Below are 12,553 nucleotides of genomic sequence, written 5' to 3'. Positions count from 1 at the left end.
CCTCCAGCGGAACGATTCCAAGATGCAATTCCCAGAGTCCTGGTTGCGCGAGTTCTGCAACCCGCCCCTGACCACCGCCGAGCTGGCCGACCTGCTCACCATGTCGGGCATGGAGGTCGAAGAGCTGCGCCCCGTGGCGCCGCCGTTCAGCAAGATCGTCGTGGGCGAAGTGCTGTCTGTCGAGCGCCATCCGAATGCTGATCGGCTCAATGTGTGCCAGGTGAATACCGGCACGGGCGCTGCGCTGAACATCGTGTGCGGTGCGCCGAACGTGAAGGCCGGCATCAAGGTGCCGTGTGCGCTCGTGGGCGCCGAGCTGCCCCCGGGCGAAGACGGCCAGCCCTTCGTCATCAAGCTGGGCAAGCTGCGCGGCGTGGAAAGCCAGGGCATGCTGTGCTCGGCGCGCGAGCTCAAGCTGTCGGAGGATCATGGTGGCCTGCTCATCCTCGCTGATGACGCAAAGGTGGGACAGGACATCCGCGAGCACCTCTCGCTGGACGACACGCTGTTCACGCTCAAGCTCACGCCCAACCTGGGTCACTGCCTGAGCGTCTACAGCATCGCTCGCGAGGTCTCGGCCCTGACCGGCGTGCCGCTCAAGCAGACCAGCTTCACGCCCACGGCCATCAGGCATGACGCCAAGCTGCGTGTGAAGGTCGAGGCGTCGGACCTGTGCGGCCGCTTCTCCGGCCGCATCGTGCGCAACGTCAACACGATGGCCAAGACACCTGCGTGGATGGTGGATCGCCTGGCTCGTTGCGGACAGCGCTCGGTGTCGGCCCTGGTGGACATTTCGAACTACGTGATGTTCGAGTACGGCCGCCCATCCCACATCTTCGACCTGGACAAGATCCACGGCGGGCTGACCGTGCGCTGGGGCAAGAAGGGCGAATCGCTCAAGCTGCTCAACGGCAACACCATCGAGGTCGACGAGGCCGTGGGCGTCATCGCCGATGACCAGGCCGTCGAATCGCTGGCCGGCATCATGGGCGGCGACAAGACCTCGGTCACGGACGACACCAAGAACGTGTACGTCGAGGCCGCGTTCTGGTGGCCCGAGGCGGTGGCTGGCCGCTCGCGCCGCTTCAACTTTTCCACGGACGCAGGCTACCGCTTCGAGCGCGGCGTGGACCCCGCGCTGACGGTGGAGCACATCGAGCACATCACGCAGCTCATCATCGAGATCTGCGGTGGCGAGGCCGGCCCAATGGACGACCACGTCGTCTCCCTGCCCGAGCGCAAGCCGGTCACGCTGCGGGTGGATCGTGCGTCCAAGGTCATCGGCATGCCGGTGACGCAGGAGCAGGCTGTCGGCGTGATGAAGCGGCTCGGCCTGCGCTACACCGAAGGCGAGGGCGTCATCCACGTCACGCCGCCGAGCTGGCGCTTCGACATCCTGATCGAAGAAGACCTGATCGAGGAAGTCATCCGCGTGCTGGGCTACGACAAGCTGCCCGACACGCCGCCTATTGCACCCATCACCGCGCACGTGCGCAGCGAGAGCCAGCGCGGCGTGCATGCGCTGCGTCGTCGCGCCGCGGACCTGGACTACGTCGAGACCGTCAATTTCAGCTTCGTGGAAGAGCGTTGGGAGACCGAGCTCGCGGGTAACGCGGACCCGATCAAGCTGCTGAACCCGATCGCCAGCCCGTTGTCGGTGATGCGTTCCAGCCTCTTCGGCAGCCTGGTGAACGTGCTGCGCTACAACCTCGCCCGCAAGGCCACGCGCGTGCGCGTGTTCGAGGTCGGGCGTGTGTTCAAGCGCGATGCGAACACCAGGGACGGCGAGCTGAGCGTCAACGGCATCCATCAGCCCATGCGGCTGGGCGGCCTGGCCCATGGCAGTGCGGATTCGCAGCAGTGGGGCAGCAAGGAGCGTCACGTCGACTTCTTCGATGTGAAGGGTGACATTGAAGCCCTGTTTGCGCCGAAGTGCGTGAGCTTCGTGGCTGATGCGCATCCCGCCTTGCATCCGGGGCGCTCGGCGCGAATCGTGCTGGATGGCAAGTCCGTGGGTTTCGTGGGCGAGCTGCATCCGCGCTGGCGCCAGGGCTACGAGCTGCCGTCGGCTCCCGTGCTGTTCGAGATTGAGCTGCCGGCGCTGCTGGCGCGAGAGCTGCCGAAATTTGAAGCGGTGCCGCGTCACCAGTCCGTGTGGCGCGACATTGCCGTGATCGCCAAGGAATCGGTGAGCCACGACGCGCTGATGCAGGCCATCCAGGCGGCATCGACGCCGCTGGTTCGCTCGGCCCAGCTGTTCGACATCTACAAGCCTGCAGCCTCCACGGCCGAGATCGCCGCCGGCGAGCGCAGCATGGCGGTGAGGCTGGAACTGCTGGACGACGAGAACACGCTCACCGACGAGCGTATCGAGGCGGCGGTCGCGCAAGTACTGGATTCCGTGGCCACCCGCCTGGGCGGGCGTCTGAGGGGCTAGGGCATGTCCGACCAGGAACAACCCACACCTTCCCGGGTGCTGCTGCCCAGCCTGGAGACGCCCACGCTGACCAAGGCCGAGCTGGCGGAGCTGCTGTTCGAACGGCTCGGCCTGAACAAGCGCGAGTCCAAGGACATGGTCGAGGCCTTTTTCGACATCATTCACCAGACCCTGGTCTCCGGCCAGGACGTGAAGATGTCGGGATTTGGCAACTTCAACATCCGCAGGAAGGCGCCGCGGCCCGGACGCAATCCCCGAACTGGGGAGGCGATCCCCATCAAGGCGCGAAATGTTGTCACTTTTCACGCAAGTCACAAATTAAAGGGAGTCGTGCAAGGCGACATACCGTCGGGGGAAGAGTTCGAGTAAAGTCTTAGCTTTCTCTCCGGAACTTGTTGATTTCAATGGAGAAAGCGCTTCCCGCCATTCCGGCCAAACGCTACTTCACCATCGGTGAGGTGAGCGATTTGTGCGGTGTGAAGCCGTACGTGCTCCGCTATTGGGAACAGGAGTTCACGCAGCTCAAGCCCATGAAGCGGCGGGGCAACCGCCGCTACTACCAGCACCACGAGGTGCTGCTCATCCGCCGCATCCGCGAGCTGCTGTACGAGCAGGGATTCACCATCAGCGGAGCGCGCAATCGCCTGTCGGAAACGCCCACACCGCGCCACCTGGAGCCGTCGCCCATCGATGGCCTGGACGTGGAAGTCACCGAAATTGCCGATCTCGAATCCGGGATCGAGGCGATCACCATGGAAGTGCCTTCCGAGCCCGCGCCGGAAGTCGTCGAGACCAGCGAGGTCTCACTCATGCAGATGCGCGAAGAGTTGATGTCGATTCGTGGCCTGCTGACTGTTTGATGGGGCCTCTGTTCAGAGCTGTCTTTTTCACCATATAATGTGAGGCTTAGTCGGGGTGTAGCGCAGCCTGGTAGCGCACTTGCATGGGGTGCAAGGGGTCGCGAGTTCGAATCCCGCCACCCCGACCATAGAACGCAGAAACCCGGTGTCCTCAGGACACCGGGTTTTTTGTTTTCTGCGCTACAAGAAGCCTTGACCTCGATATTGGTATCTAACTGGTAATTACTGGTACTTTACTGGTTTCTACCAAAGAGGCATTTCTCCCTGGGGCTCCACAGTGTCCTGCCGGCGTGAGTGCGAAGAGCGTTCACGACAAGAGCACGACTTGGTCGGGACAACTCTGGAGGGAACCTCAATGAGAACTGCGCTCGGATTTGGATGGAATGTGGTCAAAGGCCTCTTGGCCTGCGGGCTGACGGCCGGTTTGTTGGCCGGATGCGGCGGTGGAAGTGGCTCGGCCGATTCAACGGCCGGTGCGGCTGGCCATGTGGGGAAGGCCAAGGCGGCCAGCGCCTCATGCAATGCGGTGGCCTGGGCCTACGGCCAGTTCTATCCGCTGGGAACCGTCGTGCAGTACAGCAATGGCGGCTACTACAAGCTGGTGAATGTCGGCGCCAATGGCAGCGATGGGACCGATCCCACCATCAGCACCTGGTACTGGAGCCCGTCCAGCTGCAGCGGCGGCACGACCGGCCCGACGGACCCCTCAGGCTTCCCAATCTCCGAAGACCAGTTCCGCCAGATGTTTCCCTCTGGTGGCGGCTTCTACACCTATGCCGGCCTGGTGGCGGCGGCGCGTGCCTATCCGGAATTCGCAGCCAGCGGCTCGGACACGACCCGCAAGCAGGAAGCGGCGGCGTTCCTGGCCAACGTCAACCACGAGACCGGCGGGTTGGTCTACGTCGACGAGATCAACACGGCGGTCTATGCCAGCTACTGCCATCCCGAACTGCCCTACGGCTGCCCAGCGGGTGTCGATGCCTATCACGGCAGGGGTCCCATCCAGCTCAGCCACAACTACAACTACAAGGCCGCCGGTGATGCCTTGAGCATCGACTTGCTGAATCATCCGGAATGGGTCTCCACCAACCCGGAGATTTCCTGGAAGACGGGTGTCTGGTTCTGGATGAGCTCCACCGGCGCAGTCGGCACCACGCCGCACAACGCCATGGTGAGCGGGCAGGGCTTTGGCACCACCATCCAGGTCATCAATGGTGGCTTGGAGTGCAACGGAGCCAATCCGGCACAGGTGCAGTCGCGCGTGGATGCCTATCGGCGCTTCACCGGCATCCTGGGTGTTCCGCCGGGTGAGCAACTGGGTTGCTGATGCGGCATTGAAGACGAGACGCGGCACTTCACCGGGCCGCGTCGCATCACAGCCAGTCTTCTGGAACGAAGGTCGACATCAGGAACAGCTTGAATCGCAACCAGCGGTCGACTTCCGGCTCCTCGTCGACCAGCTCCGAGCCTCGCTCGCCGTGAAGCGCGATCCACTGCAACTTCTTGCCGTCGTCCGACAGCCTCAGCTTGTAGACGCCTCGCGCATCGCCGGGGTTCTCGGAGTTGAACCATTTCAGCGTGCGCTGGGCCAACTCGGGGCTGTGGATGGTGACGGCCAGCTCGGTGTTGGTCGTGACCGAGCGCTGGTCGAGGTTGGTGGAGCCGATGATCAGCGTCTTGCGGTCGATGATGCCCAGCTTGGCATGCAGCTGTGCCCGCGAACTGCCGAAGTAGTGGCGCATGTCGTCTTCCTTGCGCAGCTCCTGCTCGCTGAGCTCGTACAGCTCAACCCCCATCTTCAGCATCGGCACCCGGTAGCGCTCGTAGGCGAGCGCAGCCAGGGGCTCGTCGGTGGACGCCATGGAGTTGGTGACGATGCGCACGGTGACGTTGTGGTCCCGGGCGACCTGGAGCCGTTTCATGCCGGGTTCGCCGGGCACGAAATAAGGCGAGAACAGCATCACCTCGGATCTGGCGGTCTGGAACGTTTCCAGGTTGTGATACGCCGCGCTTTGCATTGCGCGTCCGGTGCGGTCGCCGTCCAGCGCCTTGCCGGCACCATCGGCATAGGCCGTGGCGGGTGCCCAGATCAGGTGGGGCAGGTTGGCGTCGATCTCATTGCCCACAGTGGGAACACCGTAGGAGTCCAGCGCCGGTGGCGGTGACATGGCGCGCCGTGCGTAGGCGGCGGTTTCTGCCTCGAAGGCCTCGCGCAGGTCCGCGGGCGATTCGGTGATGCGCGCCACCGTCTCGATGTCGCGCACCAGCGGGCTGTTCCAGTACAGGTCGAAGATGTCCGTCAGTCGCGGCACGATCGGCCCCACCGCCAGCACGTCGAAGTCGATGAAGTTCGCCCCCTGGTCGCGCAGGAAGTAGCCGTCCGCCAGGTTGCGGCCACCTGCGACGACGATGGCGCCATCGGCGACAAACAGCTTGTTGTGCATGCGGTGGTTCAGCCGCTTGAAGTCCGACGCAAGGCTCAGCAGCCGCCCGCCCGTGCTCACGCGGCCCGGGCCGAAGGGGTTGAACAGCCGCACCTCGACATTGGGATGCGCCGCAAGCCCGAGCAGCAGGCGGTCCATGCCCGTGGTGTAGAAGTCGTCGATCAAGAGGCGCACCCGCACGCCACGGTTGGCAGCGTCACGCAACTCTCGCAGCACGAGATGGCCGACTTCGTCGTTGCCCAGCAGGTAGTACTGCAGGTCCAGCGACGACTGGGCGCGCTTGATCAGCGTGAGCCGGGCATCCAGCGCCACGCTGGCCTGCGGAATCGGACGAAAGCCCGATTGCCCTTCGGGGGCGGATGCCGCCACCATGGCGGCTGCCGCGGCGCGACCCAGCGCGGTGTCGGTGGACGCCGCGATTGCCGACGACGGCGGCTGCACCGATGCCGGAGGCAGCGAGGTGCAGGCGGTGAGGAAGACCAGCAGAACGGAAACGAGGAACAAAGACCCGCGACGGTTCGCGCGCATGTAAGACAACCAGCCCATCATCGACTTGTACTGAAGATCGCCGATTGTCCCCGCAATGTGCGAACCGTGTACGCTTTCGTGGTCAATCGATCCCGCCCATGACTCATTCCCGACCGAATACTTCACGTCCCGCGACCGCGCGCTTCATCCTCCTGGGGCTCATGGCCGCGCTGTTCCTTGCGCTGGCCGGCTGCACCTCTTTGCCCAAGGTGGACCGCGAGGCGATTGCCAGCGAAGCCATTCCCATGTCGCCCACGACCGCACTGGGCAAGATCGCCAAGGATTCCTTGCCGGCACCTGACTTGTCGGGCTTCCGGCTGATGCCGCTGGGCACCTTCTCGTACGACACGCGGCTGCAGCTCGCACGCCGTGCCGAATCCTCGCTGGACGTCCAGTACTACCACTTCGAGAACGACGCTTCGGGCCGCTACCTGCTGCGGGCGCTGCGCGACGCGGCCAACCGCGGCGTGCGGGTGCGGCTGCTCATCGACGACCTCTACACCGGCGGCCAGGACAAGCTGTTCCTCGCCTTCGCCGCCCACCCGAATGTGCAGGTGCGCCTGTTCAACCCATTCTGTTGCGCGCGAGACCGTGGCCAGGCTGGGCGGTTCCTTGCATCCACCGGGGACTGGTCGCGCGTAAACCACCGCATGCACAACAAGATGTTCATCGCCGATGGCGCCATGGCCGTGTTCGGTGGCCGCAACGTGGCCAACGAATACTTCCTGCGCAACGACAAGGCCGAGAACTTCATCGACGTCGATGCCTTCGCCACCGGCTTCATCATCGCGCCCATGCAGGCGCTGTTCGATCGCTACTGGAACAGCGACCCCGTGTATCCGCTGGAGTCCGTGGCCAAGACGGACCTGAGCCGCGAACAGCTGTTGGCCCAGTTCGAGGAATGGACCGGCCCGGCCAACACCATGCCGCCGGAGGCGCTGCCGCCCAACGACATCCTGGGCTATGGACCCATCGCCGATGACCTGGAAGGCGGCCGGCTGGGGCTCATCTGGGGCAGTGCCTACGTCTTCGCCGACTATCCGGACAAGCCCTTCGAGTCGGGCGACGAGCTTCTGGAAACCAGCGCCACCTACAACGCCGTCGAAGCCATCCGCAAGGCGAAGAAGGAGGTCGTGGCGACCTCACCTTACCTCGTGCCCGGCATGCGCGGCATGGCCCTGCTGCAGGCGCTGCGCTCACGCGGCGTGAAGGTGACGCTCATGACCAACTCCCTGGGCTCCACCGACGAACCGGTCGTGCACCTGGGCTACAGCGCCTACCGCGAAGACATGCTTCGCCTGGGCGTGGACCTGTACGAACTGAGCTCGGTGCGGGTGAAGAAGAACAAGCGCAACTACCTCTTCGGCGCCTCGCTCGGGCGGCTGCATGCCAAGCTGGTGGTCATCGACCGGCAGACGTCCTTCATCGGCTCGATGAACCTGGATCCTCGCTCGGCCACCACCAACACCGAGTTTGGCGCGGTGATCGACAGCCCCGAACTCGCCAAGGAACTCATCCGGATCATCGACATCGACAGGTTGCAAAGTGCCTACCGCCTGCGCCTGATTCCGGAAACCGGCAGACTCCAGTGGCTGAGCATCGAAGACGATGAAGAAGTGGTTCACGATACCGAGCCGGAGTCCTCGGGCTGGCTGCGGCTCAAGCTCTGGCTGCTGACGCATTTCGTGCCGGAAAGCCTGTTGTAGCCCTTGTTTCAGATTCGAACGATCAGGAGTTGGACATGAAGCGCTCGTTCATCATCGCCGCGGCACTGGCCGCCTTGCTGCCACCTCTGGCGGCCCACGCCGCGCTGGACATCGGCGAAGCCGCGCCGGCCTTCACCACCCAGGCCGCGCAAGGCGGCAAGGTCTACCAGTTCTCGCTCGGCGAGGCCTTGGCCAAGGGGCCGGTGGTGGTCTACTTCTTCCCGGCTGCCTTCTCCATCGGCTGCTCCATCGAGGCGCACACCTTTGCCGAATCCATCGACAAGTTCGCCGCGCTGAAGGCCACCGTCATTGGCGTGTCTGGAGACGACATCGACACCTTGTCCAAGTTCTCGGTGCAGGAGTGCCAGAGCAAGTTTCCGGTGGGTTCTGACGGCAGCAAGAAGATCATGGCGTCATATGACGCGGTGATGTCGCTGCGGCCGGAGTACGCCAATCGCATCTCCTACCTCATTGCGCCCGACGGCAAGATCATCTACCAGTACAAGAGCCTGAACCCCTACAGCCATGTCACCAAGGTGCTGGCGGCACTTCAGGATTGGTCAAAAGCGCAGTCCGGGAAATGATCTGTCAACGGATACGTTGCGTAGAAGTTGAAGACATGTCCAAAGCTGGAGGCTAGCCGGGGCATCCCGGGATTCTCCGCGTGGATCGCTGATACAGTGCCGCAGGCGACTGTGTCCAGCGCCAAGCCACTCATCACAACGGAGATTCATTTCCATGAACATTCGCCAAATCGTCCTCTCGATCGCCGCCATCGTTTCCGGCGTTGTTGCCTACGGTTCCGCAGTCGCTGCCGAAGCCGTGGCTGACAAGCCCGCTGCCAACGCGTCGGGCACCACCCACGAAAGCCGTTCGGCCGAGCGCAAGGCCAACCGCAAGAAGATGGCCGAAGCCAACAAGAAGGGCGAAGTGCCGAAGACTGGTGAAGCCTCGGCCGAGCCCGCAGCCACCCCGGCGTCCGGCACGCACGAAAGCCGTTCGGCCGAGCGCAAGAAGAAGCGCGCCGCCAACGCCGAAGCCAACAAGAAGGGTGAGCTGCCCCAAACCAACGAGGCCGGCGAAGCCAAGAAGTGATCTCCGCTCGGGCCTGACCCGAGTTGAATCGCGAAAAAGGCTGGTGCACTGCACCAGCCTTTTTGTTTTTGGGGCCCTACCGCCTCTTGGTCATTTGTTCGCTATTCGCGCCTCGGGGTTCAGTTCCCGCATGACCGGCCGAAATACCGTCCAGCGATGAGCATGCATGACCTCCCCGTGGCTGCCGACCAAGGCGCCCCGACTGATGGACGGGCGGGCATGCGCACGCTGCACGAGGGCGACGACTCCCTCCTGATCCGCATCAAGAACCTGCTGCTGTCGCGCGACATTCGCCAGCAGATCCGCCTGGCGCAAGCGGGCCTGGCCAACCTGCTCATGCTGGCTTGCGTGGGCATGCTGCACTGGCTGGATGCAGCCGGCGCCACCAACCACCCCTACGTCTGGCCATGGACCCTGTCCGCGGTGGGCGGCATGGTCGCCGTGTTCGCGCTGATCCGCAGCGGGCGCGTCATGCACTGGCGAGATCCCTCGCTCACTCTGCAGCAGATGCTCTACGCCATCCTCTGTTCGGCGCTGGCCTACTGCATCACCGGTTCGGCGCGTGCCACGGTGATCCCCATCCTGGCCGTGGTCCTGATGTTCGGCATGTTCGGCATGACGCTTCGGCAGGTGACCATCGTCGGCATCTTCACGCTGATGTGCTTCGGTGCCGCCGGCGCCTATTGGATGGAACACCCGCACCCAAGCGATGCCCCCGGTGTCGAGGTGGCCCACCTGATGATCATCACCATCATGGTGGCCGGCGTGGTGCTGCTCACCGGCCGCCTGCACGGCATGCGGGAACGCTCGCGGCGGCAGAAGGCGGCCTTGTCCACGGCGCTGGAACGCATCCGCGAACTGGCCACGCGCGATGAGCTCACCGGCTGCTTCAACCGCCGCGCGATGCTCGAACGCATGGCGGAGGAATCGCTGCGCTGCGTTCGCAACAGCACCAGCATGTGCCTGGTCCTGCTGGACCTGGACCACTTCAAGCGCATCAACGACGTCCACGGTCATGCCGCGGGCGACCTCGTGCTGCGTGGCTTCGCCGAGGCCGCACGCAGCCAGCTTCGCGCCACGGACGTGCTGGGCCGCTGGGGCGGCGAGGAGTTCCTGCTGATGCTGCCGGTCTGCGACATCGACCACGCCCGGCAATGCGTGACGCGTGTGCTCAACAGGCTGTCGTCCAGCCGGTTCGAAGTTGGCGAGGGTGCCACGCTGATGGCGACCTGCTCGGCCGGCGTCACCCAGTGCGACGGCGGCGAGAGCATCGTGGCCGCCATCGAGCGGGCCGACAAGGCCCTGTACCGCGCCAAGGCCGAAGGCCGCAACCGGCTGATCTGCGGGTAAGTGGCGACACAATGCGGTCCATGACCGCAGCCTCCCACTTCTTCAATCTCTACACCCACGGCTTCGCCCGCGTGGCGGTGGCCGTGCCCGCGAGCCGGGTGGCCGATCCAGCCTTCAACGGCGAACAGACGACCCGCATGATGGCCGATGCAGCCAGGACTGGCGCCGCCGTCGTGCTGTTCCCTGAGCTGGGCCTGTCTGGCTACACCTGCGACGACCTGTTCCACCAGCACACGCTGCTCGATGCCTGCGAGAAGGCGCTGGCGCGCGTGGTCGAGGCATCCGCCTCGCTGCCCATCGTGAGCGTGGTGGGACTGCCCCTGCGCGTCGATGGCCGGCTCTTCAACTGCGCCGCCGTCGTCAGCCGCGGCCGCCTGCTGGGCGTGGTGCCCAAGACCTACCTGCCCAACTACGCGGAGTTCTACGAGGCACGCCAGTTCAATCCCGCAGCGGACACGACGCGTGACAGCATCGACCTGCTCGGCGAGCGCGTGCCCTTTGGCAACGAGCTGGTGTTCGAGGCGCAGGACTTGCCGTTGCTCAAGCTGCACGTGGAGATCTGCGAGGACGTGTGGGTGCCTATCCCGCCGTCGTCCTATGGCGCGCTGGCTGGTGCCACGGTGCTGCTGAACCTGTCGGCCTCGAACATCACGGTGGGCAAGGCGGACTACCGGCATCGCCTGGTCAACATCCATTCGGCACGCTGTCTCGCGGCCTACCTGTATTCATCGGCGGGCAAGGGCGAATCCACGACGGACCTCGCCTGGGACGGCCAGGCCCTGGTCTACGAGAACGGCGACCTGCTGGCCGAGTCCGAGCGTTTCAGCGACGAGTCGCACCTCATCACCGCGGATGTGGATCTCGAACGCCTCGCGCACGAACGCATGCGCCAGACGAGCTTCGGCCATTCGGTGAGCCAGCATGCCGACCGGGTGAAGCGATTCAGGCATGTGGGCTTTGCGCTGCTGCGCGACCACTCCCAGCCTTTGGCGTTGCAACGCGAAGTGGCGCGCTTCCCCTACGTGCCGTCGGACCCGAAGCGCAAGGACGAGCGCTGCAACGAGGTCTACAACATCCAGGTGCAGGCGCTGGTGCAGCGGCTGTCCGCTTCGAACATCCGCAAGCTGGTGATCGGCGTGTCGGGCGGGCTCGATTCCACCCACGCGCTGCTCGTGTGCGCCAAGGCCATGGACCGCCTCGGCCTGCCACGCAGCAACATCCTGGGCTACACCATGCCAGGGTTCGCCACCACCAGCCGCACGCTGGACCAGGCGCTGCGGCTCATGCAAGCCGTGGGGTGCAGCGCGCAGCAGATCGACATCCGCCCGAGCTGCGAGCAGATGCTCAAGGACCTGGGGCACCCCTTCGCCGATGGCCAACCGGTGTACGACGTGACCTTCGAGAACGTGCAGGCCGGCGAGCGCACCAACCACCTGTTCCGCCTGGCCAACCACCACCAGGGCATCGTGGTGGGCACCGGCGACCTGAGCGAGCTGGCGCTGGGCTGGTGCACCTATGGCGTGGGCGACCACATGTCGCACTACAACGTGAACGCCAGCGTACCGAAGACACTTATCAAGCACCTCGTGCGCTGGGTGGCGGAGACCAAGCAGGTGGGCGATGCGGGCAGCGATGTGCTGGTCGACATCCTCGACACCGAGATCAGCCCAGAGCTGGTGCCTGGCACCAGCGGCTCGCAGCCTGCGCAGAGCACCGAGGCGTCCATCGGCCCCTACGAACTGCAGGACTTCAATCTCTTTCACGTCCTGCGCTACGGCTTCTCGCCCACCAAGGTGGCCTTCCTCTCGCACCACGCGTGGCACGACGCGGCGGCCGGACGATGGCCCGATGGCCCGGGGGTGTCGCGCAACGAATACGGCATCGGCGAGATCAAGAAGAACCTGCGCATCTTCCTCAGGCGCTTCTTCACCAGCCAGTTCAAGCGCAGCTGCGTGCCCAACTCGCCCAAGGTGGGTTCGGGCGGCTCGCTCTCGCCGCGTGGCGACTGGCGCGCACCCAGCGATGCCGGCGCCGACCTGTGGCTGGCCGACCTCGAGCGGGTGCCCGACAGCGAATAGAAGTCGCTGGGCCGTCGGGACGGCCATGGTGAAGGCGGCGATGCGCCCGGGCGTC

General features: G+C 64.7%; 10 protein-coding genes and 1 tRNA gene. 10 read left to right on the top strand and 1 reads right to left on the bottom strand.

The genetic code is table 11. The features are described from left to right. The first annotated feature begins 22 nt into the window (after positions 1-22). The 5 genes from pheT to DZC73_RS16145 all read left to right on the top strand — a co-directional run bounded on the left by pheT (position 23) and on the right by DZC73_RS16145 (position 4,624). Complete coding sequence (gene pheT, locus DZC73_RS16165; protein ID WP_124541376.1) at positions 23-2,437, top strand: phenylalanine--tRNA ligase subunit beta; 2,415 nt, start codon at positions 23-25, stop codon at positions 2,435-2,437. A 3-nt stretch (positions 2,438-2,440) separates the two neighbouring features. Beyond that, positions 2,441-2,806, top strand: a complete 366-nt coding sequence (locus tag DZC73_RS16160; RefSeq protein WP_124541375.1) for an integration host factor subunit alpha — start codon at positions 2,441-2,443, stop codon at positions 2,804-2,806. Between the two features lie 35 nt (positions 2,807-2,841). Continuing rightward, positions 2,842-3,297, top strand: coding sequence for a MerR family transcriptional regulator (locus DZC73_RS16155; RefSeq protein ID WP_124541374.1), 456 nt, complete (start codon positions 2,842-2,844; stop codon positions 3,295-3,297). Positions 3,298-3,348: 51 nt separating this feature from the next. Next, positions 3,349-3,425: transfer RNA gene (locus DZC73_RS16150), tRNA-Pro, on the top strand. A gap of 257 nt (positions 3,426-3,682) precedes the next feature. Further along, a complete protein-coding gene (locus DZC73_RS16145; protein WP_235835161.1) occupies positions 3,683-4,624 on the top strand; it encodes a chitinase in 942 nt (313 codons plus the stop codon). A 46-nt stretch (positions 4,625-4,670) separates the two neighbouring features. Here the strand turns inward: DZC73_RS16145 and DZC73_RS16140 are convergent, their stop codons facing one another. Continuing rightward, positions 4,671-6,269, bottom strand: a complete 1,599-nt coding sequence (locus DZC73_RS16140) for a phospholipase D family protein (RefSeq protein ID WP_235835160.1) — start codon at positions 6,267-6,269, stop codon at positions 4,671-4,673. Between the two features lie 98 nt (positions 6,270-6,367). Between DZC73_RS16140 and DZC73_RS16135 the strand changes: the two genes are divergently transcribed. From DZC73_RS16135 to DZC73_RS16115, 5 genes are all read left to right on the top strand, one after another. Further along, positions 6,368-7,975, top strand: a complete 1,608-nt coding sequence (locus tag DZC73_RS16135) for a phospholipase D-like domain-containing protein (protein ID WP_124541371.1) — start codon at positions 6,368-6,370, stop codon at positions 7,973-7,975. A gap of 35 nt (positions 7,976-8,010) precedes the next feature. After that, positions 8,011-8,559 (top strand): peroxiredoxin, encoded by a 549-nt coding sequence (locus DZC73_RS16130; protein ID WP_124541370.1) that lies wholly within the window; start codon positions 8,011-8,013, stop codon positions 8,557-8,559. Positions 8,560-8,713: 154 nt separating this feature from the next. Then, complete coding sequence (locus DZC73_RS16125) at positions 8,714-9,070, top strand: hypothetical protein (protein WP_124541369.1); 357 nt, start codon at positions 8,714-8,716, stop codon at positions 9,068-9,070. A 162-nt stretch (positions 9,071-9,232) separates the two neighbouring features. Then, positions 9,233-10,420: a GGDEF domain-containing protein gene (locus DZC73_RS16120; protein WP_161974610.1), complete on the top strand. Its 1,188-nt coding sequence runs from the start codon at positions 9,233-9,235 to the stop codon at positions 10,418-10,420. Between the two features lie 20 nt (positions 10,421-10,440). Then, on the top strand, positions 10,441-12,498 hold the full coding sequence (locus tag DZC73_RS16115) for an NAD(+) synthase (protein ID WP_124541367.1): 2,058 nt from the start codon (positions 10,441-10,443) through the stop codon (positions 12,496-12,498). Positions 12,499-12,553 lie beyond the last annotated feature (55 nt).

The sequence above is a fragment of the Rhizobacter terrae genome, assembly GCF_003852895.1.
Lineage (GTDB): Bacteria > Pseudomonadota > Gammaproteobacteria > Burkholderiales > Burkholderiaceae_C > Albitalea > Albitalea terrae.
The sequence above is the reverse complement of the archived record's forward strand: the minus strand, read 5'-3'. Positions and strand labels throughout refer to the sequence as shown.